This is a genomic window from Nonomuraea sp. NPDC050536 (genome assembly GCF_044457685.1).
Classification (GTDB): domain Bacteria; phylum Actinomycetota; class Actinomycetes; order Streptosporangiales; family Streptosporangiaceae; genus Nonomuraea.
Genome location: NZ_JBITHD010000009.1, coordinates 345,642 through 368,571, shown reverse-complemented (window position 1 = coordinate 368,571; position 22,930 = coordinate 345,642). Strand labels below are relative to the sequence as shown.

General features: G+C 70.6%; 19 protein-coding genes and 3 pseudogenes. 5 read left to right on the top strand and 17 right to left on the bottom strand.

Going from position 1 to position 22,930, the window contains the following annotated elements:
* Positions 1-431 precede the first annotated feature (431 nt).
* Complete coding sequence (tyrS, locus tag ACIBHX_RS26465) at positions 432-1,700, bottom strand: tyrosine--tRNA ligase (RefSeq protein WP_397069920.1); 1,269 nt, start codon at positions 1,698-1,700, stop codon at positions 432-434.
* Between the two features lie 86 nt (positions 1,701-1,786).
* Between tyrS and ACIBHX_RS26460 the strand changes: the two genes are divergently transcribed.
* Complete coding sequence (locus ACIBHX_RS26460) at positions 1,787-2,191, top strand: PH domain-containing protein (RefSeq protein ID WP_397069919.1); 405 nt, start codon at positions 1,787-1,789, stop codon at positions 2,189-2,191.
* On the opposite strand, the gene ACIBHX_RS26455 is transcribed toward ACIBHX_RS26460, so the two are convergent.
* The 9 genes from ACIBHX_RS26455 to argC form a co-directional block, all read right to left on the bottom strand.
* A complete protein-coding gene (locus ACIBHX_RS26455) occupies positions 2,128-2,856 on the bottom strand; it encodes a DNA-3-methyladenine glycosylase (protein ID WP_397069918.1) in 729 nt (242 codons plus the stop codon). The genes ACIBHX_RS26460 and ACIBHX_RS26455 overlap by 64 nt on opposite strands.
* Positions 2,838-4,295: an argininosuccinate lyase gene (argH, locus tag ACIBHX_RS26450; RefSeq protein WP_397069917.1), complete on the bottom strand. Its 1,458-nt coding sequence runs from the start codon at positions 4,293-4,295 to the stop codon at positions 2,838-2,840. The genes ACIBHX_RS26455 and argH overlap by 19 nt, the downstream gene beginning before the upstream one ends.
* Before the next feature lie 7 nt (positions 4,296-4,302).
* Positions 4,303-5,502 (bottom strand): argininosuccinate synthase, encoded by a 1,200-nt coding sequence (locus ACIBHX_RS26445; protein ID WP_397069916.1) that lies wholly within the window; start codon positions 5,500-5,502, stop codon positions 4,303-4,305.
* Positions 5,503-5,564: 62 nt separating this feature from the next.
* Entirely contained in the window at positions 5,565-6,071 is a 507-nt protein-coding gene (locus ACIBHX_RS26440) for an arginine repressor (protein ID WP_397069915.1), read from the bottom strand.
* Positions 6,068-7,015 carry an ornithine carbamoyltransferase gene (gene argF / locus ACIBHX_RS26435; RefSeq protein ID WP_397069914.1) on the bottom strand — a complete coding sequence of 316 codons (948 nt, stop codon included), beginning with the start codon at positions 7,013-7,015 and terminating at the stop codon, positions 6,068-6,070. The genes ACIBHX_RS26440 and argF overlap by 4 nt, the downstream gene beginning before the upstream one ends.
* Entirely contained in the window at positions 7,008-8,168 is a 1,161-nt protein-coding gene (locus ACIBHX_RS26430) for an acetylornithine transaminase (RefSeq protein WP_397069912.1), read from the bottom strand. The genes argF and ACIBHX_RS26430 overlap by 8 nt, the downstream gene beginning before the upstream one ends.
* Positions 8,165-9,040: an acetylglutamate kinase gene (gene argB / locus ACIBHX_RS26425; RefSeq protein ID WP_397069911.1), complete on the bottom strand. Its 876-nt coding sequence runs from the start codon at positions 9,038-9,040 to the stop codon at positions 8,165-8,167. Before argB ends, ACIBHX_RS26430 begins: the two co-directional genes overlap by 4 nt.
* Positions 9,037-10,188: a bifunctional glutamate N-acetyltransferase/amino-acid acetyltransferase ArgJ gene (gene argJ, locus ACIBHX_RS26420; RefSeq protein ID WP_397069910.1), complete on the bottom strand. Its 1,152-nt coding sequence runs from the start codon at positions 10,186-10,188 to the stop codon at positions 9,037-9,039. Before argJ ends, argB begins: the two co-directional genes overlap by 4 nt.
* Positions 10,185-11,207, bottom strand: a complete 1,023-nt coding sequence (gene argC / locus ACIBHX_RS26415; protein ID WP_397069909.1) for an N-acetyl-gamma-glutamyl-phosphate reductase — start codon at positions 11,205-11,207, stop codon at positions 10,185-10,187. The genes argJ and argC overlap by 4 nt, the downstream gene beginning before the upstream one ends.
* 207 nt (positions 11,208-11,414) lie before the next feature.
* Here argC and ACIBHX_RS26410 point away from each other — a divergent pair, with 207 nt between their 5' ends.
* The gene (locus ACIBHX_RS26410; RefSeq protein ID WP_397069908.1) at positions 11,415-13,079 is read left to right on the top strand and encodes a class I adenylate-forming enzyme family protein; all 1,665 of its coding nucleotides are present in this window, start codon (positions 11,415-11,417) and stop codon (positions 13,077-13,079) included.
* Between the two features lie 68 nt (positions 13,080-13,147).
* Positions 13,148-14,127 (top strand): annotated as a pseudogene (locus tag ACIBHX_RS26405) (IS5 family transposase).
* Here the strand turns inward: ACIBHX_RS26405 and ACIBHX_RS26400 are convergent.
* Both ACIBHX_RS26400 and ACIBHX_RS26395 read right to left on the bottom strand, forming a co-directional pair.
* Positions 14,124-14,429, bottom strand: coding sequence for a hypothetical protein (locus ACIBHX_RS26400; RefSeq protein WP_397069907.1), 306 nt, complete (start codon positions 14,427-14,429; stop codon positions 14,124-14,126). The pseudogene ACIBHX_RS26405 and the gene ACIBHX_RS26400 overlap by 4 nt on opposite strands.
* Positions 14,430-14,687: 258 nt before the next feature.
* Complete coding sequence (locus tag ACIBHX_RS26395; protein WP_397069906.1) at positions 14,688-15,065, bottom strand: hypothetical protein; 378 nt, start codon at positions 15,063-15,065, stop codon at positions 14,688-14,690.
* A 320-nt stretch (positions 15,066-15,385) separates the two neighbouring features.
* Between ACIBHX_RS26395 and ACIBHX_RS26390 the strand changes: the two are divergent.
* Together ACIBHX_RS26390 and ACIBHX_RS26385 are read left to right on the top strand one after the other, a co-directional pair.
* A pseudogene (locus ACIBHX_RS26390) lies at positions 15,386-15,613 on the top strand (Clp protease N-terminal domain-containing protein); the annotation flags it as partial.
* 144 nt (positions 15,614-15,757) lie between these two features.
* Positions 15,758-16,315: pseudogene (locus ACIBHX_RS26385) on the top strand (transposase); the annotation flags it as partial.
* A gap of 371 nt (positions 16,316-16,686) precedes the next feature.
* On the opposite strand, the gene ACIBHX_RS26380 reads toward ACIBHX_RS26385, so the two are convergent.
* From ACIBHX_RS26380 to ACIBHX_RS26360, 5 genes are all read right to left on the bottom strand, one after another.
* Positions 16,687-17,799 (bottom strand): hypothetical protein, encoded by a 1,113-nt coding sequence (locus ACIBHX_RS26380; protein ID WP_397069905.1) that lies wholly within the window; start codon positions 17,797-17,799, stop codon positions 16,687-16,689.
* A gap of 310 nt (positions 17,800-18,109) precedes the next feature.
* Positions 18,110-19,282, bottom strand: a complete 1,173-nt coding sequence (locus tag ACIBHX_RS26375) for an MFS transporter (RefSeq protein ID WP_397069904.1) — start codon at positions 19,280-19,282, stop codon at positions 18,110-18,112.
* 68 nt (positions 19,283-19,350) lie between these two features.
* Positions 19,351-20,796, bottom strand: coding sequence for an NADH-quinone oxidoreductase subunit C (locus ACIBHX_RS26370; RefSeq protein ID WP_397069903.1), 1,446 nt, complete (start codon positions 20,794-20,796; stop codon positions 19,351-19,353).
* Positions 20,793-22,283 carry a proton-conducting transporter membrane subunit gene (locus ACIBHX_RS26365; protein WP_397069902.1) on the bottom strand — a complete coding sequence of 497 codons (1,491 nt, stop codon included), beginning with the start codon at positions 22,281-22,283 and terminating at the stop codon, positions 20,793-20,795. Before ACIBHX_RS26365 ends, ACIBHX_RS26370 begins: the two co-directional genes overlap by 4 nt.
* Positions 22,283-22,930, bottom strand: coding sequence for a hypothetical protein (locus ACIBHX_RS26360; RefSeq protein WP_397069901.1), 648 nt, complete (start codon positions 22,928-22,930; stop codon positions 22,283-22,285). The genes ACIBHX_RS26365 and ACIBHX_RS26360 overlap by 1 nt, the downstream gene beginning before the upstream one ends.

The window sequence follows — 22,930 nt, the reverse complement described above, 5'->3', positions numbered from 1 at the left end:
AAATGTCCGTCTAAAACAGACGAGGTGTTGCATGAAAATTCATGCACTGGCTTTTAACACACTGTTGAGTTCTCAAGAAACGGACGCGTACTCCCAAACTTCAGGAGGCTTTCGTTCGTTTCGACCCTTTAATTCTAGGAGTTTCATCGGCGTAAAGTCAAATCGAAGACTTTCGGACAACCGAAATCGCTCTAGAATTTCTGGGCGACCTCCGTAAGGTACCGTCTCACTCAGGACATGTCGAATCAACCGATTTTCCGGCGGATCACACGCGCCCGAGATGAAAGGTTCTCAAGGGGCCTGCCCCTGGGGCCCGTCCGCCGTGTTCGGCGTCCGGCTCGCTCTCGGGGCGAAGTAAAAGACTAGGCCGCGATCCGCGGATCGTCAAATCGACGCACGCGGCCCGCCGGCGCGGGCCGCGTCGCGCCTGGTCAGGCGCTGACTTCCACGCCGCCGACGGACTTCTTGCCCCGCCGCAGCACCAGGAAGCGCCCGTGCAGCAGGTCGTCGGGACTCGGCACGTAGTTCTCGTCGGTGATCTTGACGTTGTTGAGGTACGCGCCGCCCTCCTTGACCGCGCGCCGCGCCGCCGACTTGGACTCCACCAGCCCGCTCTCGGCCATCAGGTCGACCAGCGGCGCCCCCAGCGCGGGCACGGTGGCGCGCGGCACCTCGAGCAGCGCCGCCTCCAACGTGGTAGCCGACAACGACGCGAGCTCCCCTTGGCCGAACAGCGCCTTGGAGGCCGCCACGGCGGCGGCCAGCTCGTCGGCGCCGTGCACCAGCGTCGTCAGGTCCTCGGCCAGCGCCCGCTGCGCCTCGCGGGCGAAGGGCCGGTCGGCCACGGCCTTCTCCAGCTCGTCGATCTCCTCGCGGGTGCGGAAGGTGAAGACCTTCAGGAAGCGGATCACGTCGCGGTCGTCGGCGTTGAGCCAGTACTGGTAGAACGCGTACGGCGAGGTGAGCGCCGGGTCGAGCCACACGGCGCCGCCCGCGGTCTTGCCGAACTTCGTGCCGTCGGCCTTGGTGATCAGCTTGCCGGTGAGTGCGTGCACATGCGCGCCCTCGACGCGGCGGATCAGGTCGACGCCCGCGGTGATGTTGCCCCACTGGTCGCTGCCGCCGATCTGCAGCGTGCAGGCATTGCGCCGGTAGAGCTCCAGGTAGTCGTTGGACTGCAGGAGCTGGTAGCTGAACTCGGTGTAGCTGAGCCCGTCGCCGCCGAGCCGAGCGGCCACGGACTCGCGGGCCAGCATCCGGTTGATCGGGAAGTGCTTGCCGACGTCGCGCAGGAAGTCGATGGCCGACATCTCAGCGGTCCAGTCGAGGTTGCTGACCAGCGTGGCGGCGTTCGCCTCAGCTGAGAAGTCCAGAAATCTCTCCACCTGCACGCGAATGCGCGCCACCCACTCGGCCACGACCTCCGAGGTGTTGAGCACCCGCTCGGTGCTGCGGCCGCTGGGGTCGCCGATGAGCCCTGTCGCGCCGCCGACCAGCCCGATCGGCTTGTGTCCCGCCCGCTGGAAGCGGGTCAGGATGAGCAGCGTGGCCAGGTTTCCGACGTGCAGCGAGGGGGCGGTCGGGTCGAAGCCCGCATAGACCGTGATCGGACCCTTCGACAGCGCCTCACGCAGGGCGTCGATGTCGGTGGTCTGCGCGAGGACGTCGCGCCATTCGAGCTCATCGAGAATGTCGGTCACGGCCCAAAACTTTCCGGGTAGACGGCGAGTGGTTACAGCCTGCCCGATCCGCACACATGACCGCCACTTGGATACTCTCGGTGTCCATGTGGAGGGTCCGTCGCGAGCTGGCCGTTTTCAAGATCCTAGGGGGTCTGGCGTGCGCGGGTCTCGCCGTCTGGTGGTACCTCCAGGGCGATCTGCGCGGCCTGGTGCTCGCCGTCCCCGCGGCTGTGCTGGTGGGCGGGATGGGGCTGCGTGACGTGCTCGTCCCCGTACGGCTGGCCGTCGACGAGACCGGCATCACCGTGGCGCACGGGTTCGCCGGCCGCCACCACGTCGCCTGGGACGACATCCAGGACATCCGGGTTGACGTGCGCCGGAGGTACGGCCTGCGGAGCGAGATGCTCGAGGTCGACACCGGCGACGGTCTGCACATCTTCAGCCGTCACGAGCTGGGCGGCGCCTCCCTCACGGAGGTGGCCGCCACGCTGCGCCGTCGCGGCACGTGAGCCTTGTAGGGCGACACGGTCGGATCGCCGTCGATCCAGAACCGCCAAGGGGTTTCCTTGGCGGACGAGATGCCGGTCCTCGGGCCCGACCGGATGGTCGCCGGGTCGGCGGGGGCGCCTTCGAGCATCGCAGCCCCAGATGCCGAAATTTCTGGGTAAGCCGGGTCGATGGCGTCGATGCCGTTGTGCTCGCGCAGCAACCCCAGCGCCACCGCGAGGCGAGCAGGGCCGCGTGCGAGGTCGCGATCGACATGCCGGCGCGCGCCCTCGACACGCGGAGCCCCGTTGGCGCGCCGGGCGCGAGCGATGTCGACCCCCGCGACCACCTCTCCAGCGCGCAGGAGCACCGCCGATCCTGATCCTTCCGGCAGGCACACCAGGTTGGCGCAGAAGTGCATGCCGTAGGTGAAGTACACGTACAGGAACCCGGGCGGTCCGAACATGACGGCGTTGCGCGGGGTCATGCCGCGGTAGGTGTGCGCCGCGGGGTCCTCGCCCGGCCCGCCGTACGCCTCGACCTCGGTGAGGCGGACGGCGACCGGCCCGTGCACGAGGACGCGCCCGAGCAGGTCGGGCGCCACCTCGGGAGAGGGCCGGTCGAAGAAGTCGCGCGTGAGCGGCGCGGTGGCCGGCAGGCCGTCCATGCTCAGCTGCCGCTCGCCCACGCCGCCTGTGCGTCGACGGCCTCGCGCAGCGCGGCGAGCTGGTCGCGGACCCGGTCGGGGGCGGTGCCGCCGTGGGCCTTGCGGGCCGCGAGCGCGCCGGGCACGTTGAGCACGTCGCGCACGTCGGGCGTCAGGTGCGGGGAGACCTTGACCAGTTCGTCATCGGTCAGCTCGCCCAGGTCCTTGTCGTGCACCTGGCACCACACGACCAGGTGGCCGACCGCCTCGTGCGCCTCGCGGAAGGGGACGCCGCGCCGTACCAGCAGCTCCGCGAGGTCGGTGGCGAGGGCGAACCCGTCGGGGGCCGACGACGAGAGCCGCGCGGTGTTGACCCGCATGGTCGCCACCAGGCCGGCCACCGCGGGCAGGACGAGCAGCAGCGTGTCGACGGCGTCGAAGACCGGCTCCTTGTCCTCCTGCAGGTCGCGGTTGTAGGTGAGGGGCAGCCCCTTCAAGACCGTCAGCAGCGACATGAGGTTGCCGATGAGGCGGCCCGACTTGCCGCGGGCGAGCTCGGCGACGTCGGGGTTCTTCTTCTGGGGCATGATCGACGAGCCGGTGGAGTAGGCGTCGTCCATCTCGATCCAGCGGAACTCCTGCGAGGCCCAGAGCACGATCTCCTCGCCGAGCCGCGACAGGTGCACCCCGATCATGGCGGCGTCGAAGAGGAACTCGGCGGCGAAGTCGCGGTCGGCGACGGCGTCCATCGAGTTGGGTGCGGCGGCGTCGAAGCCCAGCTCGGCGGCGACCGCGACCGGGTCGAGCGGCAGCGACGAGCCGGCCAGCGCACCCGAGCCCAGCGGGGAGATCGCGGCGCGCTTGTCCCAGTCGGTGATGCGGTCGATGTCGCGGGCGAAGGCGTGCACGTGCGCGAGCAGCTGGTGGCCGAAGGAGACCGGCTGGGCGTGCTGCAGGTGCGTCATTCCGGGCGCCGGGGTCTCGGCGTGCTGCTCGGCCTGCGACATCAGCGCGGTCTCCAGCTCGACGATCCGGGAGACCACGAGCCGGGCGTGGTCGCGGAGGTAGAGCCGCAGGTCGGTGGCGATCTGGTCGTTGCGCGAGCGTCCGGCGCGCAGCTTGCCGCCGAGCGAGCCGAGCCGCTCGAGCAGTCCGCGCTCCAGGGCGGTGTGCACGTCCTCGTCGGCGACGGTGGGGCGGAACTCGCCCGCCTTGCAGGCGCGCTCGAGGTCGTCCAGCGCGCCGATCATGCGCTCGAGCTCCTCCTCGCTGAGCAGGTCCGCCCGGTGCAGGACGCGGGCGTGCGCGCGGGACGCCGCCAGGTCGTACGGCACGAGCCGCCAGTCGAAGTGGACACTCACCGACAGCCGGGTCAGCGCGTCGGCCGGGCCACCCTCGAAGCGCCCGCCCCACAGCCGCATCGGCTTGCCTTCACTCACCGTCAGCTCCTCAATCTCCACAGCGAAGTCCTCCGCGACCATAGTGCATTCAGCCGTTCTTGGTGTCCCGGGCGGCGGCGATCTTCGCGGGAAGCGAGAACAGCTGCACGAACCCCTTGGCGAGCGACTGGTCGAACGTGTCGCCCGTGTCGTAGGTGGCCAGCGAGAAGTCGTACAACGACTGCTCGGAGCGGCGCCCGGTGACGGTGGCCTGGCCGGCGTGCAGGGTCATCCGGATGTCGCCGGAAACGTACCTCTGCGCGTCGGCGATGAGCGCGTCGAGCGCGTGCTTGAGCGGCGAGTACCACAGGCCGTCGTAGACGAGCTCGCTCCAGCGCTGGTCGACGCCGCGCTTGAAGCGGGCCAGATCGCGCTCGACGGTGACGTTCTCCAGCTCCATGTGCGCGGTGATGAGCGCGATCGCGGCCGGCGCCTCGTACACCTCGCGGGACTTGATGCCCACCAGCCGGTCTTCGACCATGTCGATCCGTCCGACGCCCTGCGCGCCTGCCCGCCGGTTGAGCTCGGCGATGACCTGGTACGGCGTGAGCGTCCTGCCGTCGAGCTTGACGGGCACGCCCTGGTCGAAGGTGATGACGACCTCGTCGGGCTCGCGCGGCGTGGCGGGGTCGGCGGTGTAGGCGTAGACGTCCTCGGTCGGACCGTTCCAGATGTCCTCCAGGAAGCCGGTCTCGACGGCCCTGCCCCACAGGTTCTGGTCGATGGAGAACGGGTTCTTCTTGCTGGTCTCGATCGGCAGGCCCTTGGACTCGGCGAACTCGATGGCCTTGTCCCTGGTCCAGGCGAAGTCCCTGGCCGGGGCGACGACCTTCAGCTCGGGGGCGAGGGCGGCCAGCCCCGCCTCGAAGCGGACCTGGTCGTTGCCCTTGCCGGTGCAGCCGTGGGAGACGACCGTGCCGCCGAACCGCTTGGCCGCGCTGACCAGGTGCTTGACGATGAGCGGCCGCGACAGCGACGACAGCAGCGGGTAGCGGTCCATGTAGAGCGCGTTGGCCTGCAGGGCGGGAACGCAGAAGTCGGCGGCGAACTCCTCCTTGGCGTCCACCACGACGGACTCGACCGCGCCGCAGTCGAGGGCCCGTTTCTGGACGACCTCCATGTGCTCGCCGCCCTGGCCCAGGTCCAGGGCGATGGCGATCACCTCGGCGTTCATCTTCTCCGCCAGGAACGGGATGGCCACGGAGGTGTCGAGCCCGCCGGAGAAGGCGAGTACCACTCTTTCACTCATGTGCTGCCTCTTTGTCATGAAAAGTCTGGATCTTGTACGGCGAGCCCGCTTCGTGAAGCGGGCTAACTACGTCGATCCGCGACCTTGAGCAGCGACTCCGCGACCGCCGGCCCGCCCTGGGGGTCGCGGCTGATGACGAGGATGGTGTCGTCTCCCGCGACCGTACCCAGGATGGACTCCCAGTCGGCGTGGTCGATGGCCGAGGCGAGGAACTGGGCCGCGCCCGGCGGGGTCCTGACGATGACGAGGTTGGCGCTGGCTTCGGCCGAGACCAGGAGCTCCTCCGCGATCCGGAGCAGCCGGGCGGCCGGCGTCTCGCCGCCGACGCCCAGCCTGGCCAGCGGAATGCGGCCGCCGCCCTCACCGGGCAGCGCGTAGACCAGCGAGCCGTCCTCGGCGCGCAGCTTGAGCGCGCCCAGCTCGTCCAGGTCGCGGCTGAGCGTGGCCTGGGTGACCTCCACGCCGCTCTCGGCGAGCAGCTTGGCCAGCTCGGGCTGCGACCGTACGGCCTGCCGCTGCAGCAGGTCGGTGATCTTCGCCTGCCGCGCCGCCTTCGTCATCGGAATCATGGGCGATTCACCAGCCAGTGTAGGAGCGCCTTCTGCGCGTGGAGGCGGTTCTCGGCCTGGTCCCAGACGGCGCTGCGGGGGCCGTCGAGGACCTCGGCGGTGATCTCGTAGCCGCGGTAGGCGGGCAGGCAGTGCAGCACGATCACGTCGTCGGCGGTGTGCTCCAGGAGCTCCCCGTTGACCTGGTACGGCATGAGCGCCTTGACGCGTTCCTCCTTGCCGTCCTGGCCCATCGAGACCCAGGTGTCGGTGGCGATCACGTGCGCGCCCTGGACGGCGGCGACCGGGTCGGAGAGGGCCACCACCGATCCGCCGGTCCGGGCGGCGATGGCGGCCGCCCGGTCGAGGATGACCGCGTCGGGCAGGTAGCCGGCCGGGGCGCCGATCCGCACGTGCATGCCGGCGGTGGCGCCGCCGAGCAGGTAGGAGTGCGCCATGTTGTTGGCGCCGTCGCCGAGGTAGGTCAGCGTCAGGCCCTTGGTGGTGCCGAAGCGTTCGACGACCGTCTGCAGGTCGGCCAGGATCTGGCACGGGTGGAACTCGTCGGTCAGCGCGTTGACCACCGGGACCGTGGTGCCCTTGGCCATGGCCTCGATGCGTTCCTGGCCCGCGGTGCGCCAGACGATCGCGGCGACCTGGCGTTCCAGTACGCGGGCGGTGTCCTCGACGGGCTCGCCGCGGCCCATCTGGGAGGTGCCTCCGTCGATGACCAGCGGCAGCCCGCCCAGCTCGCCGATGCCGGTGAAGAAGGAGATCCTGGTCCTGGTGGACGGCTTGTCGAACAGCACGGCCACGGTCTTGGGCCCCTCGAAGGGGCGGTAGCCGTACCTGTCCTTCTTCATGGCGGCGGCCAGCTGGAGCACCTCGGCCTGCTCGGCCGGGGCGAGGTCGTCATCCCTCAGGAAGTGTCTGATTTGCGCCGAGTCCGCGCGATGCCTAGGCATGGGACAGAACCCCCGGGAACGCGTCGACGAACTGCTGAATCTCTGCCTCGGTCACGACGAGGGGCGGGGCGAGCCGTACCGCGTCGGGCTGGAGCGCGTTGACCAGGAAGCCAGCCTCAGCGGCGGCCTGCTGCACCTTCGGCGCGACCGGCTCGTTGAGCACGGTGGCCAGCCACAGTCCGCGGCCGCGCACGCCCTTGAGCAGCGGGTGTTGGATCGCCTCCAGGCCGCTCCTGAGCTGGACCGCGACCTTCTTCACGTGGTCGAGGTCGAGATTGTCCAGTACGGCGAGCGCCGCCGCGCACGACACGGGGTTGCCGCCGAACGTGGAGCCGTGGTCGCCCTTGTCGAACAGCTTGCCCGTGTCGCCGAAGCCGATGCAGGCGCCGATCGGCAGGCCGCCGCCCAGGCCCTTGGCCAGGGTGAGGATGTCGGGCGTGACGCCTTCCGCCTGGTGGGCGAACCAGTGGCCGGTCCTGCCGATCGCCGACTGGATCTCGTCGGCCACCAGCAGGGCGCCGGTGGAGTCGCACACCTCCCTGGCCGCCTCCAGGTAGCCGTCGGGCGGCGGGACGACCCCGGCCTCGCCCTGCGTCGGCTCCAGGAACACCGCGATGCAGTCGCCGGTCACGGCCTCCTTCAACGCCGCGGCGTCGCCGTACGGGACGAACCTGACCTCGATGGGGAAGGGGCCGAACTGGTCGCGGATGGACTTCTTGCCCGTCAGCGAAAGGGCGCCGATCGTGCGGCCGTGGAAGCCGTTCTCGGCGGCCACGAAGTAGCTGCGGCCGTCCTGCCTGCCGTACTTGAGGGCCAGCTTGTAGGCGGCCTCGTTGGCCTCGGTGCCGGAGTTGGCGAAGAAGATGCGGCCGGGGGCGTTCAGCAGCGCCAGGAGCCTCTCGGCGAGCAGGACCTCGGGCTCGTGCAGGAACAGGTTGCTGGTGTGGGCGATCGTGGCCACCTGCTTGGAGACGGCCTCGACCAGGGCGGGGTGGGCGTGGCCGAGCGAGCTGACCGCGATGCCGCCGATGAAGTCGAGGTACTCCTTGCCGTCGACGTCCCAGACGCGCGTGCCCTCACCGCGGGCCAGCGCGACGGGCGGCACGCCGTAGTTCGGCATGAACGCTTTCTCGAACCTGTCAAACAACGTCATGAGGGCGTCACCATGGTTCCGATTCCTTGGTTGGTGAAGATCTCCAGCAGTAGCGCATGCGGTACGCGGCCGTCCAGGACGTGCGCGTGCGGCACGCCGCCGTCGACGGCCGTCAGGCACGCCTCCATCTTCGGCACCATGCCACTGGACAGCGTGGGCAGCATCGCGCGCAGCTCCTCGGAGCCGAGCTTGTCGATCACGTCGGTGTCCTCGGGCCAGTTGGCGTACAGGCCCTCCACGTCGGTCAGGACGATGAGCTTCTGCGCCTTGAGTGCCACGGCCAGCGCGGCGGCCGCTGTGTCGGCGTTCACGTTGTAGATCTGCCCGTCCTCGCCCCTGGCCACGCTGGAGACGACCGGGATGCGGCCGTTGTCGAGCAGCGCCTCGATCGTGCCGGGGTCCACCTTGACGATCTCGCCGACCTGCCCGATGTCCACCTTCACACCGTCCAGTACGGCGTGCTTGCGCTCGGCGGTGAACAGGTGGGCGTCCTCGCCCGACATGCCGACGGCGAACGGGCCGTGGCGGTTGACCAGGCCGACGACCTCGCGGTTGACCTGGCCGACCAGGACCATCCTGACCACCTGCATGGCCTCGGGCGTGGTGACCCGCAGGCCGGCGGTGAAGGTGGACTCGATGCCCAGCCTGTCCAGGTGCTCGCTGATCTGGGGGCCGCCGCCGTGCACCACGACCGGGCGCAGGCCCGCGTACCGCAGGAAGACGACGTCCTCCGCGAAGCCCTCCTTGAGCGCCTCGTCGGTCATCGCGTTGCCGCCGTACTTGATGACGACGGTCGCGCCGTGGAACCTGGCCAGCCAGGGCAGGGCCTCGATCAGGGCCTCGGCCTTGGCGTGCGCCTCGTTGGCTCTCATGACGAGTACGCCGAATTCTCGTGGACGTAGTCGGCCGTGAGGTCGGTGGTGTGGATCGTGGCCGAGTAGGGGCCGGCCGACAGGTCGACGGTGATCGTGACGTCCCTGGGGCGCATGTCCACCTTGGAGCGGTCGTCGCCGACGGCGCCGCCGCGGCAGATCCAGATGCCGTTGATGGCCACGTTCAGCCGGTCCGGCTCGAAGACGGCGTCGGTGGTGCCGACGGCTGACAGCACGCGGCCCCAGTTGGGGTCCTCGCCGTGGATGGCGCACTTGAGCAGGTTGGAGCGGGAGACCGTGCGGCCCACGGTGACGGCGTCGGCTTCCGAGGCGGCGCCGACGACCTCGATGGCGATGGCCTTGGAAGCGCCCTCCGCGTCCACCAGCAGCTGCCTGGCCAGGTCCGCGCAGACCTCGGTCACCTTCTGCCCGAACTCGGCCAGGTCCGGCTTCACCCCGGAGGCGCCGCTGGCCAGCAGCAGGACCGTGTCGTTGGTGGACATGCAGCCGTCGGCGTCGAGCCGGTCGAAGGTCCTGGCGGTGGCCCCGCGCAGCACCGCGTCGAGCTCCTCCGAGGTCACGTCGGCGTCGGTGGTGATGACGCACAGCATGGTGGCCAGCGCCGGGGCGAGCATGCCCGCGCCCTTGGCCATGCCGCCGACCATGTAGCCGTCGCCGCGCTTGAAGGAGATCTTCGACACCGTGTCGGTGGTGCGGATGGCGTCGGCCGCGGCCAGGCCGCCGTCGCGCGACAGCTGGGTGGCGGCGGTCTCGACGCCGCCGAGCAGAGCCTCCATGGGCAGCCGCTCGCCGATCAGGCCGGTGGAGCACACCGCGATCTCGCCGGCGGAGTCCTGCAGCGCCTCGGCCACCTTCTCCGCGGTGGCGTGGGTGTCCTGGAAGCCCTCGGGGCCCGTGCAGGCGTTGGCGCCGCCGGAGTTCAGCACCACCGCTCGGACTCGGCCGCCCTTCAGCACCTGCTGCGACCAGAGCACGGGGGCGGCCTTCACGCGATTGGCGGTGAAGACCCCCGCGGCGGCGCGGCTGGGGCCCTCGTTCACGACGAGGGCGAGGTCGCGGGCGCCGCTGGCTTTGATGCCTGCGGCGATACCCACGGCCTTGAAGCCGAGAGGGGCGGTTACGCTCACGGTGCGACTCCTGTCAGGGGAAGTCCGGTCTCTTCCGGCAGGCCGAGGGCGAGGTTGACGCTCTGGATGGCGCCTCCGGCCGTGCCCTTGGTGAGGTTGTCGATGGCGATGACGGCGACGAGGCGGCCCGCGCGCTCGTCGAGCGTCACCTGGAGGGCGGCGGTGTTGGCGCCGTAGGTCATCGCGGTGGCGGGCCAGGCGCCTTCCGGCAGGAGTCTGACGAAGGGCTCCTTCGCGAAGGCCGCCTCGTAGGCCTCCCTGACCGTGTTCCTGGTGATGCCGGGGGCTGCGGGGGCCGTGCAGGTGGCCAGGATGCCGCGGCTCATCGGAGCCAGCGTCGGGGTGAACGACACCCGGACGGGTCCGCCCGAGACCGCGCCGAGGGACTGCTCCATCTCGGGGGTGTGGCGGTGGACGCCGCCGACGCCGTAGGCGCTGACCGAGCCCATGACCTCGCTGCCGAGCAGGTTCGGCTTGAGCGACTTGCCGGCGCCGCTGGTGCCGCTGGCGGCCACGACCACGACGTCCGGCTCGGCCAGGCCGTACTGGAAGGCGGGGAAGAGCGCCAGGGCGACCGCGGTCGGATAGCAGCCGGGGACGGCGATGCGCCGGGCCTCGGCGAGGATCTCGCGCTGGCCCGGGAGCTCGGGCAGGCCGTAGGGCCAGCTGCCCGCGTGCGGCCCGCCGTAGAACTCCTGCCAGGCTTGCTCGGCGGTCAGGCGGTGGTCGGCGCCGCAGTCGACCACGATGGCCTCCTGGCCGATGGCGGCGGCCACCTCGGCCGAATGACCATGCGGAAGGGCCAGGAAGACCACGTCGTGGCCCTGCAGCGTCTGCGGGGTGGTCTCCTGGATGGTCCGGTCGGCCAGCTGCGGCAGGTGCGGCTGGTGCGCGCCGAGCTTGCCGCCCGCGCTCGAAGCCGCGGTGAGCGCGCCGATCTCGAGCTCGGGATGGGCCAGCAGCAGGCGCAGGAGCTCGCCTCCCGCGTAGCCGCTGGCTCCCGCGATCGCCGCTCTCATCCGACCTCCTGCATGTTCATGCACTCTGCCTCATGGTCTTGCTTTCTGAAGATGATGCACTGGACGGGATGGATATGCAAGCCCGCTTATGTCGACAAAACGGTCATTTAGTGCATAACCACTCACAGAATGACGCTCTAGCGCGACGTACCTACCGGTCGGTACTGTGATTTATCCGGGATAGCCGTCACTGCGGGAGTTCTGCGTATGTCTCTTTCGCACGCCGAGGTCGAGGCCCAGCTCACCGGGCCGGGACAGCTCTTCGAGATGGAGGAGATCGGGGACACCGCGGTGCGCACGTGGAAACACGCGCCCCAGCACTTCCGCGCACTGCTGGAGATGAGCCGCTTCCACGGCGAGAAGGTGTTCCTGGTCTACGAGGACGAGCACATCACCTTCGAAGAGCACTTCAGGCGGGCGGCGACGCTGGCCGGCCGGCTCGTCACGGAGTACGGCGTGGCCAAGGGCGACCGGGTGGCGATCGCCATGCGCAACTACCCCGAATGGGTCGTCGCCTTCTCGGCGACGCTGGCCGCCGGGGCGATAGCCGTACCGCTGAACGCCTGGTGGACGGAGGCGGAGCTGGCCTACGGGGTGAGCGACTCCGGGGCCAAGGTGCTGATCGCGGACGGCGAGCGGGCCGCGCGGCTGGCCTCCACCGGGGTGCCGCTGATCGTGGCGCGCGGCGACGTGCCTGACGGGGCGCGGTCGCTGGCCGAGGTCATGGGCGAGGTCTCCGCGGACGTCACGCTTCCTGCCGTGGAGCCGTCGCCCGACGACCCGGCCACGATCTTCTACACCTCGGGCACCACCGGGCGGCCCAAGGGGGCTCTGGGCAGCCACCGCAACCTCGGGCAGTCGCCGATGACGCTGGCCTACGGGTTCCTCCGGGCGGTCGCGCTGGCCGGCAAGGATCCCGCCGCGGCCTCGTCGGTGCGGCGGGTGACGCTGCTGACCGTGCCGCTCTTCCACGTCACCGGGTGCTTCTCCGGGCTCACGTCCACGCTGTTCCTGGGGGGCGGGCTGATCCTGATGTACAAGTGGGATCCGCTGGAGGCGCTCAAGGTGATCGAGCGGGAGAAGGCCACGACGATGCTCGGGGTTCCCACCAACGCGTGGCAGCTCATGTCCCACCCCGATTTCAGGAAATATGACCTTTCGTCCCTCACGACTCTCGGGTACGGCGGGGCTCCCGCGCCGCCCAAGCTGCTGGAGCGGATCACCGAGAACCTGCCCGACCGGGCGCCGTCCAACGGGTACGGCATGACGGAGACGACCGCGCTGGCCATCGGCAACGGCGGGCCCGACTATCTGGCCAGGCCCGACAGCATCGGCCTGCCCTCGGCCGTCGTCGACGTGCGCGTGGTGGACCCGATGGGCGGGACGCTGCCGCCCGGGGAGGTGGGCGAGCTGTGCCTGCGCGGGCCGAACGTGATCCTGGGCTACTGGAACAAGCCGGAGGCCACGGCGCAGACGTTCATCGACGGGTGGGTGCACACCGGGGACCTCGCCAAGATCGACTCCGAGGGCTTCGTGTACATCGTCGACAGGGCCAAGGACATGGTGATCCGGGGCGGGGAGAACGTGTACTGCGCCGAGGTCGAGGCCGCCCTCTTCGAACACCCGGCGGTGGACGACGCCGCGGTCATCGGGGTGCCGCATGACGAGCTGGGTGAGGAGGTCGGGGCGGTCATCAAGCTCGCCCCCGGAGCCTCGGTGACGGCCGCAGAGCTCCAGAAGTTCCTCGCCGACAGCATCGCCAAGTTCAAGATCCCGGTGCATGTCTGGTTCCGCGAGGGCGAACTCCCCCGCAACCCCGGCGGCAAGATCCTCAAAACCCGCCTCCGCCAAGAAGTCCTCGCCTCCCTCTAGGGCCTGTACGGAGTTGAGATCAGCGGGATTGCCTGCGCTCTGGCCTGCGATCCTGGTAGGCCATCGCCATGGCGCGTGGAGAGCTCACCGATGAGGAATGGTCCTTGATCGAGCCTCACCTGCCGTTAGGCGAGCGGGGCCCGATTCCGGACCTGCGGCAGCAGTTCAACGCGGTGATGTGGCGCTTTCGTACCGGCACTCCGTGGCGGGATCTACCCGCGGAGTACGGGCCGTGGTCCACCGTCTATGACCGGTTCCGGTCCTGGGCGATGGCGGGTGTCTTCGAGCAGCTGATGCAGGCGATGATCGCCGAGGCCGCGGCCCGCGGGCAGGCCGATCTCGACCTGGTCAGCGTGGACTCCACCACGGCCCGCGCCCACCACCACGCCGCGGGGATGGTCTTGGACGGCGAGCTGGCCCAGGCGCTGGAAGAGGTCGCCGAGCAGGAAAAGGGGCTACGTCAAAGGGGCAAAACCCCCACAACGGCGGCCCCGGCGAAGACGGAGACGGACGACGACGGTTACGACGACAGCGCAGTTTCCAGCTGAAGGCCGCCGCGCTGGGCCGCTCGCGGGGCGGGCTGACCAGCAAGGTCCATCTGTCGGCCGAGCGGCGATGCCGTCCGCTGTCCTTCGTCCTGACTGCGGGCCAGGCGGGAGACAGTCCGCAGTTCCGCCCCGTGCTGGAGCGCATCAAGATCCGGTTGCCCGTCGGACGCCCCCGCACCCGGCCGGGCGCAGTGGCTGCCGATAAGGCGTACTCCTCCCGAGGTAATCGCACGTATCTGCGCCGACGCGGCATCAAGGCGGTCATCCCGGAGAAGGCCGACCAGGCGGCCCACCGCAAGAAGCGCGGCTCCCGCGGCGGCCGTCCGATCAGCCATGATCCCGACCTCTACAAGCAGCGCAACACGGCCGAACGCTGCATCAACCGGATCAAGGAGTGGCGCGGGCTGGCCTTCCGCTTCGACAAGACTCCCGCAAGCTACCTGGCCGGCCTTCATCTCCGCGGAGCCATCTTGTGGATCCGAAGCCTCCAACCCGTCTAAAGATCAGAAGTCCGTACAGGCCCTAGGCGTTGGATGATCAGGTCGACGGGCGCAAGGTCAGTGATCATGAAGTCCACGTCGATGTCAAGGGACTGTTCGAGCACTTGTGTGGTGATGAGGATCATGCGGTGTGGGCGTTCGGGGTTCGGTACCCCCTTGGCGCGGTCCTCGGCCTGAGGGTTGGGGCCGAGGCGTTGGAGAAGATCGTCTTGGATCGGGGCTCGGTAGCGCTCGGGGAGTCGGCCGTGGATGAGCTTGATCTCGCTGGGGAGCCAATCGGTTTCGGCTTGGCGCTTGAGCACTGGTGTCCATGTCGGAACAGGAGTGGGACGACGTCATCCGCGTCCACCTCAAGGGCCATTTCCTGCCCTTACGGCATGCCGTGGCGCATTGGCGTTCCTGCCACAAATCCGGGACCCCGGTGGACGCCAGGGTGATCGACACCCGCCCAGTGAGGACATCGGCGAGCCCATCGTCCGAGATCTCCACGAGGAACCGCGCGAAGCTCCCGAACCACGGTTCGGGAGCTCCCTGTTACTCAGCTGACGAGGCGTCCGTGATCAGGACCCGGACCACACCCAGTCGCCGCAGTTGGTCTCCCCGGTGGTGGTGTCCCAGATGCACACCGCGAGTTCGTGGACGCCATCGGCGTAGTAGAGGGGGCCTGCCGGGTCCCAGTCATGCACGGTGTAAGGCGTCCACTGCTGTCCCCAGGTATGGGTGTTGAGCTGCCCGAGGCTGATGCGACATGCGGCGTCGTTATGGCCTTCCGACCCATATCCCCAGTGAGGCGCGTCAGGCTCCGGATTGACCACGGCAGAGCACTCTGATGTCTGGACATAGCTGCTGGTGCTGGCATGCGCGCTGGGCGCTGAGAACGCCATGATACTGACGAGAGCCAAGGCTGGACTCGCAACTCCGATGATCTTCTTGCGCATTGTCGGCCTTTCGTGCTCGATGCGATCGCGAGCGGCGCCTGAGGTCGCCCCGGTGCCTCCAGCATCCGGCGCGGCTGTCGACCGATTCCAGAACTCCGGACAATTCCGTACACGACGAGCTCGTCCTGGTGCTGGATGTGCATCGCCGGCGGCAGGCGACGGTCCGGCCGCCGCGAGCGAGGGATGCCGGCCTTGGCTGCGGATTAGTTGGACTGGCCGAGGCTGCCCGGACGAGGCCGGCCCTCACCGCGGTCGCCGCCGCCGAGCTCGGCCGCTACGGGGTCACAGTCAACGCCATCGCCCCCGCCGCCAGGACGCGTATGACGGAGGAGCTGCTCGCGGCGCTGCCGAAGGCACAGGGGCCCACGGTCAGCGCGCCGTCGAGCCTGCGGCAGCTGCTGACCGTGATCAACACGGCGGCGCAGCGGGCCAAGCGGCTCGAGGACGACTACGTCTTCACCGAGCACCTGCTGGTTGGCCTGGCCACCGACGGCGGTCAGGCGGCCGAGCTGCTCAAACAGCAGGGGGCCACGCCGCACCGCATCCGGGCCACCCTCCGGCACGCGCTCAATATTGCGATCAAGCAGGATCGGGTGATCGACTTCAACCCGGCGGCGGTGGTCGAACTTCCCAACGCCGAACGTCCCAAGGCGCTGGTGTGGACCGATGAGCGGGTCGCCGACTGGAACCGCGGCCTGCAGGAGCGGTTCGGCGTCGAGCAGCGGCGGGGCGGGGCCCGGCTCAGCCGCGCCAACATGATCAACGTGTATGCGTCCGTGCCGCGGCCGTCGCCGGTCCATCTGTCGGCCGAGCGGCGATGCCGTCCGCTGTCCTTCGTCCTGACTGCGGGCCAGGCGGGAGACAGTCCGCAGTTCCGCCCCGTGCTGGAGCGCATCAAGATCCGGTTGCCCGTCGGACGCCCCCGCACCCGGCCGGGCGCAGTGGCTGCCGATAAGGCGTACTCCTCCCGAGGTAATCGCACGTATCTGCGCCGACGCGGCATCAAGGCGGTCATCCCGGAGAAGGCCGACCAGGCGGCCCACCGCAAGAAGCGCGGCTCCCGCGGCGGCCGTCCGATCAGCCATGATCCCGACCTCTACAAGCAGCGCAACACGGCCGAACGCTGCATCAACCGGATCAAGGAGTGGCGCGGGCTGGCCTTCCGCTTCGACAAGACTCCCGCAAGCTACCTGGCCGGCCTTCATCTCCGCGGAGCCATCTTGTGGATCCGAAGCCTCCAACCCGTCTAAAGATCAGAAGTCCGTACAGGCCCTAGCCCCCAAGCCGTCCCCGGGCGGCCCACCCTTCATACCCCGAACACCCCACTCACCACCGCGCGGGTCACGCACCCGGACACCACCCCGCGCCATCGTCGCCGCCCGAGCCCATCGTGATGCGGCATGCCCCAGCGCACCTGCCGCGCGCCACGGCTGCCGCCCACCACGACCCCGCTGCACCACTACGGCCTCCGCCCACCACGACGCCGCCGCACCGCTACGGCCACCACGCACCGCAACTCGCGACTGCTCACAAGCGCGCGGCCCTCATCCACGCGCCGACGTCCAAGCACCCCGGCGCCCGACGGCGGGGAGGGGGCGGGCGGGGCGGCGCGCTGGGTGGGTTATGTGGTGGGGAGGGTGAGGTGGTCGGTGATGGCTTGGGTGGTGGGGGTGAGATTGGGGAGGTGGGGGGCGGTGTAGTGGGCGGGTTTGTGGGTGCGGAGGAGGGCTTCGCCGCTGCGGTCCCAGCGGAAGCCCGACCGGCCCAGGAGCTTGGCGAAGACGGCGTCGGCGCGGGCGGGGTCGCGTTCGGCCAGCCGTACGAGAGGCACGGGTGAGACCTCGTCGCCGCGCAGATAGCCGCTGAGCAGGTCGCGGTACGGCCGGCGGTCGAGGAGGCGGGGATCGGCGAAGATCTCCTCGAGGCGTCCGAAGTCGCGGTAGTAGGCGAAGCCGTGGGTCTCGTCGAAGATCAGGGCCACGGTGTCGGACGACCGCACGTGCCCGGGGACCTCGAAGACCGGCTGCGTGCCCGCGGACGGGATCCTGTCCGACTGGTAGGCCAGGTAGCCGCGCATGCGCTCCTCGACCTCGGAACCCGGGCACACCACCTGGTCGGTGCCGAAGTACGCGACGAAGCAGCGGCGTTGCTCGCTCTGCAGCCGCCTGGCCGTGGCCAGCGCCTCGGGGTTGCGGAAGACGTAGGCGGGGTTGGCGAGGGCGACGTGGGCGGCCACGCTCACCAGCGTCTGCCGGGCATCGGCGGGGTGGACGGCCGGGGTGCCGCTGATCAGCCACTCCTCCCCCAGCGGGATCAGCCGGCCGACGACGAACATGCCGGGACTGAGCGGCTCGAACGCGCCCGCGCCGAGGTTGGAGCGGGCCTGGTAGGTGAGCTCGTCGACGAGGTTGTGCAGCGTGGCGGTGTCGTGGTCGTGGCCGCGTACCTCGAAGACGCCCTCCACCACGTCCTTCCAGCTCAGCAGCAGATCGCGGGAGACGTCGTCGAGCCCGGGATGGTCGTCGAGGAAGCGGTCGATGACCGTGTCGCCACCGGGCAGGCGGTGCTGGTGGACGAAGAAGTCGACCGGCAGGAACGCCGCCGCCTCGTCGGGCGCCGCGCCGTCGGCGTAGAACCGGTCGAGCACGACGCTCAGCTCCCTGGCGAAACGGCCGGACGTCGCGTAGTGCACCAGCTCGGGCTTCAGCTCGCAGGCGCGCTCAAGCAGATCCATCGCTCACTCCTCGTAGCGGTTCGACTGCATGGCGACACTAACGGCCGCTACCGACACTTCGCGCCCGCTTCCACCGAACTCCCGGCGTTCAGGGCGCACGACCAGTGCCGCCGACGCTCAACGGGCGTGCGGCCGGAACCCCGCGACCGGGGAGCCACGGCCACGTGACGCCGTTTCGGCGGGCAAGTGGCATCGACTCGCCGGTAGCGCCGGCCACAGGCCATGAGCCGAAGTACGGCGGGCGGCCGGTGGCGGCGGCTTGCCGTACAGGCCACGAGGCGAAATCAGGACGGACAGGCCGTGGCGGAAATCAGGACGGACAGGTGGTGGCGGAGTGGGGCTTGGTGGTGTCGGCCGTACCGGTGGAGGGGCCGGGCAGGGCCGCGAGGAGAGGTACGGCGAGCAGGGTCGTGACCGCGGCGCCGGCGAAAGCCAGCGGCGGGGCGACGGCATAGAGCGGAAGCCAGGCCAGCGGCGCGAGCGCGCCACCGCCGAAGCGGAAGGCCGCGACCACCGACAGCGCCCCGCCCGTGTTGCCGGGGACGGCACGGGCCGCGAGCGTCTGCAGGGCGACGATGAGCAGCGACGCCGCGGCCCCCGCGAGCGTCCAGCAGGCGGCCAGCCAGCCGGACGCCCCGGTCCAGCCGACGAGGGCGATGAGCAGCGCTGTCAGTACGGTGGCCAGCACCGCACAGCGCCGGTCGCCGAAGCGTTCGGACACGGCACCCCAGACCGAGCCCAGCACCAGCCCGGCCACCCCGAAGCCGACCAGCACCAGCCCGACGGCCTCCGACGGCAGCCGCAGCCGGTCGGCGGCGTAGATGGCGACCAGGAACGCCAGCCCGGCCGAGCCCGCGTACGTCAGCATGGCCGACAGCGACAGCAGCACCACCCGCCGTCCGGCCAGCGGCCGCCACGGCGGCGAGGCGGCACCGGGACGCGGATCGCCGGGCGGCGGCGCCAGGGAGAGCAGCACCGCGGTGACGGCCACGACGGCGAACCCGATCCGCCACTCGACGGCCGCCGCCAGCCCGCCCACCAGCGGCGCGAACGACTGGCCCGCGGCCTGGCAGCTGGAGTACCGGCCGACGGCCCGGCCGAGCCGCTCTCTGGGCACCATCCCGGCGAGTCCCGCAAGCAGCAGCGGCGAGGTGAACGCGTTGGCCGCGCCCTGCGCCGCCCTGGCGGCCAGGAACGGCAGCAGGCCCGGCGCGAGCGCGCACGCCAGCGAGGCCAGGGCGTAGACGAGGTAGGCGATCCGCACGCTCCGGCGCCGCCCCCACCGCTCACCCAGCGTCCCGGAGACGAGCTGGAGCACGGCGAACGGGATGAAGTACGCGGTCAGGGCGGTGGCCACGGCTCCCGTGGTGGTCCGCAGGGATCCGGCGACCAGGGGGAGCATCGGTGCGACCACGCCACCCCCGAGCGGGCCGAGCAACCCGCCCGCGTAGACGGCCGCGACCCGCACGGACTTGAGCGACATATCGCCACAATATCCGCACGTCTCATCTGCTGGTCGCGCGTCTCACCCTGCGGAAGGCATGCCCGCCGTTAGAGGTCGTTGCCGGCGTAGGAGAGGTTGAAGCTCTTGTTGACCAGGGGGAAGTCGGGGACGATGGCGCCGCCCAAGGCGACCGGGAGGGCGGGCCAGTTGAAGAACGACGGGTCGACGAGCTTGGCGCGGGTGATCGTGCCGCCGGACGCCAGCTCGACGCGGTGGACGATGGTGCCGCGCCAGCCTTCCACGATCCCGACACCCGAGCCGCGGGGGCCGTCGTGCAGCCGCCATTCCGGAGTGGCCGAGGTGAGGCGGGTGATGAGGTCGATCGAGGTGGCGATCTCGTCGGCTCTGACCTGGAAGCGGGCGAGCACGTCGCCGGTGGCGCGGCGGGCGACGGGAAAGGGCCCCAGGTCGACGAAGGGGTGATCGCGGCGGGCGTCCTGGTCGAGGCCGCTGGCGCGGGCGACGTAGCCGAGCGTGCCGAGGTCCGTGGCCGCCTGCCGGGTGAGGACGGCGGTGCCGGTGAAGCGGTCGGAGACGACGCCGTGGCCGAGCGCCAGCCCGACGATCTCCTCCAGCTCCGCGCCCAGCGCGGCCAGGCGTCCGGGGTCGGGCAGGCAGCGCAGGTGGGCGCCGCCGAGCCGGACGCCGCCGCGCAGCAGTCTGTGCCCTGTGACCTCGGCGTTGATCCGCAGCAGCTGCTCGCGGACGCTGCCGCAGTGTGACTGCAGCACGCTGTGGGCGACGTCGTTGCAGAGCGCGCCCAGGTCGGTGACGTGGTTGTAGAGGCGTTCGAGCTCCAGCAGGATCGCCCTGCCGCGCTGCGCGTCGGGATCGACGGGCGTGGCGGTGGCCTCCTCGACGGCCAGGCAGTACGCCAGGGCGTGCCCGACGGACGTGTCGCCGCTGACGCGTTCGGCCAGCGGCAGCGCCTCCTCCGGGCGGCGGCCCTCGAAGAGCTGCTCGACGCCCTTGTGCACGAACCAGAGGCGGGCCTTGAGCTTGAGTATCGTCTCCCCCACCACCGAGAAGCGGAAGTGTCCGGGCTCGATCATCCCTGCGTGCACGGGGCCGACGGGGATCTCGTAGACGCCGTCGCCCTCCACCTCGCCGAACGGGTAGGGCCCCTCTGGGTCGCCGAAGCCCGGCGGCGGTCCCGCGTCGGGCAGCATCGGATACCAGCCGCGCGGCCAGTGGTGGTGCCTGACCAGCCGCCGCGGCAGCGGGTGGCCCTCGGGCGTGATGCCGTACAGGTCGCGGATCTCGCGCTCGAAGCGCCCCGTGGGGAACGACAGCGCGGCCAGGCTGGGCACCGCAGGGCTGTCCAGGTGCACGTGCAGTTCGGTACGGCGGGCAGGATCGGCGGCCGTGAAGAGGTAGACGAGCCGGTAACCGGCGCCGGCCACGGCCGCGGAGACCAGCGCGATGCGGTATCCCTGCCCGAACAGGTCGGCCGCCACGTCGGGCAGCTCGCCGGGCCCCAGGTCGACGATCACCTGGCCACCACCCCGGCGGCGGCGCTCAGCACGTCCCGAAGCGGCCCGAGCGCGACCCCCAGCGCCGCGCACGCCAGCAGCCCCGCGACCAGCGGCACCCCCACGCTCCGCAACCGCAGCCGCCTTGTCATCCCGCCGAAAGCACCAGGGACGCCGCCAGAAGAAGACCGTCGAGCAGATCCGCCCAGGAGCATGCGCCCCACTCCCCCTCCGATCCCCGCCAGGACCACGAGCATGAGCGCCAGCGCGACCGCCACCACCCACCCCAGCCCCGCACCGAACCCGGCCCTGGCGATCCCCAGCTCGCTGGAGAACAGGCTGAACGGCGGGAACCCGAGCAGTGCCAGCGCCCCGGCCCCGAACACCCCGGCGAGCACCGGCGCCCGGCGAGCCAGCCCGCGCACGGCGGCGATGTCGCTGCTGCCCGAGGCCTGCTGGATGTGCCCGGCCCCGATGAACAGCACCGACTTGCCGAGCCCGTGTCCCAGCATGTGCAGTAGCACCGCGGCCAGCGCCAGCGGGTTGCCCACGGCGGCGCCGAGCGCGATCACGCCCATGTGCTCGATGCTGGAGTAGGCCAGCAGCCGCTTGTAGTCGCGCTGCCCGATCAGCAGGGCCGCCGCCACGAGCAGCGAGGCGAGCGCCACCACGACCAGCAGCATCCGGGCGAACCCCGGACCCAGCGCCCCGTCGGAGATCACCTTGACCCGCAGGACGGCGTAGAAGGCCACCGACAGCAGCACCCCGGACATCAGTGCGGAGACCGGCGCGGGCGCCTGGCTGTGCGCGTCGGGCAGCCAGGCGTGCATGGGCGCCAGCCCGGCCTTGGTCCCGAACCCGAGCACCAGCAGCACCACCGCGATCCGCGTGGCCCCGGGGTCGAGCGCGGAGGCGTGCCCGGCCAGCGACCGCCAGTCGAGCCCGGCCGGCGACGACAGCCCGGCGTGCACGGCGGCGTAGTGCACGATCACCAGCCCGAACAGCGCGAGCGCGATCCCGACGGAGCAGATCACCACGTACTTCCACGCGGCCTCCGTCGCCTTGCGGGTGCGCCGGTGGCCGACCAGGAAGGCGGTCAGGATCGTGGTGGCCTCGACCGCCACCCACAGCACGCCGAGGCTGGCGGCGAGCACGGCCGTGGCCATGGCCGCCACGAAGCACTGCGTGAACACCCCGTACCGCCGGGCCGCCCGGTGCCCGGTGTGCCCCGCGGCGAGCTCGGCGGCCAGGTAGGCGGGGCTGGCCAGCATCGCGAGCAGCGCCACGACCCCGATCACGATCAGCATGAACGCGCTGAGCGGATCCACCCGCGCCAGCCCCCACAGCGCCTCACCGGTCCCGGAGCGGGCCAGGGCCAGCGCCGCGCCGAGCACGCCGGCGGCGGCCAGCGCGCCGAGCCAGGCGGTCACCCGGTTCCAGCCGAGCAGCGCGTATCCGAGCGCCGCCAGCAGCGGCAGCCCCACCGGGGCGATCACCAGCAGGTTCATCAGTCGTGCAGCTCCCGCAGCTCGTCCAGGTCGGTGCCGCCGAACGCGGCCCGCATCCGGGTGGTCAGCACCTTCAGCACCAGTACGGCGAGCAGCACGTCGAGCGAGACCCCGAGCTCCACCACGAGCGGAACCCCGCTGGTCGTCAGGAACGCCGCCGCCGTGATCGCGTTGTCCATCAGCAGGAACCCGACGACCTGCGACAGGGCCCGCCGCCGGGTCACCAGCACGAAGAAGCCCACCAGCAGCACGGTCAGCGCGATCGGCACGGCCTGGGTGGCGGGCGTGGGCGACAGCCGTACCAGCGGCTGGGAGACGGCGTAGGCGAGCATGGTCAGCACGGCCGCCACCAGCAGCGAGGTGCCGACGCCGACCAGCGGGCGCGTCTCCAGCCGCTCCTCGCCGGCGGCCAGGGCGCGGCGCATCAGGAACGGCAGCACCAGCGCCCGCAGCAGCCCGACGCCCACGCCGAGCGCCAGCAGCTCGAGCGTTCCTTCGTGCAGGCCGCGGATCACGATGATCGCCCCGAGCGCGACACCCTGGAGTCCGAACAGCCACACGATGGCCGACAGGTCGCGCCGCCACAGCACGAGCACGCCGGTGAGCAGGAAGGCCCCGCAGGCCAGGTCGAGAGCCTTGACGTACAT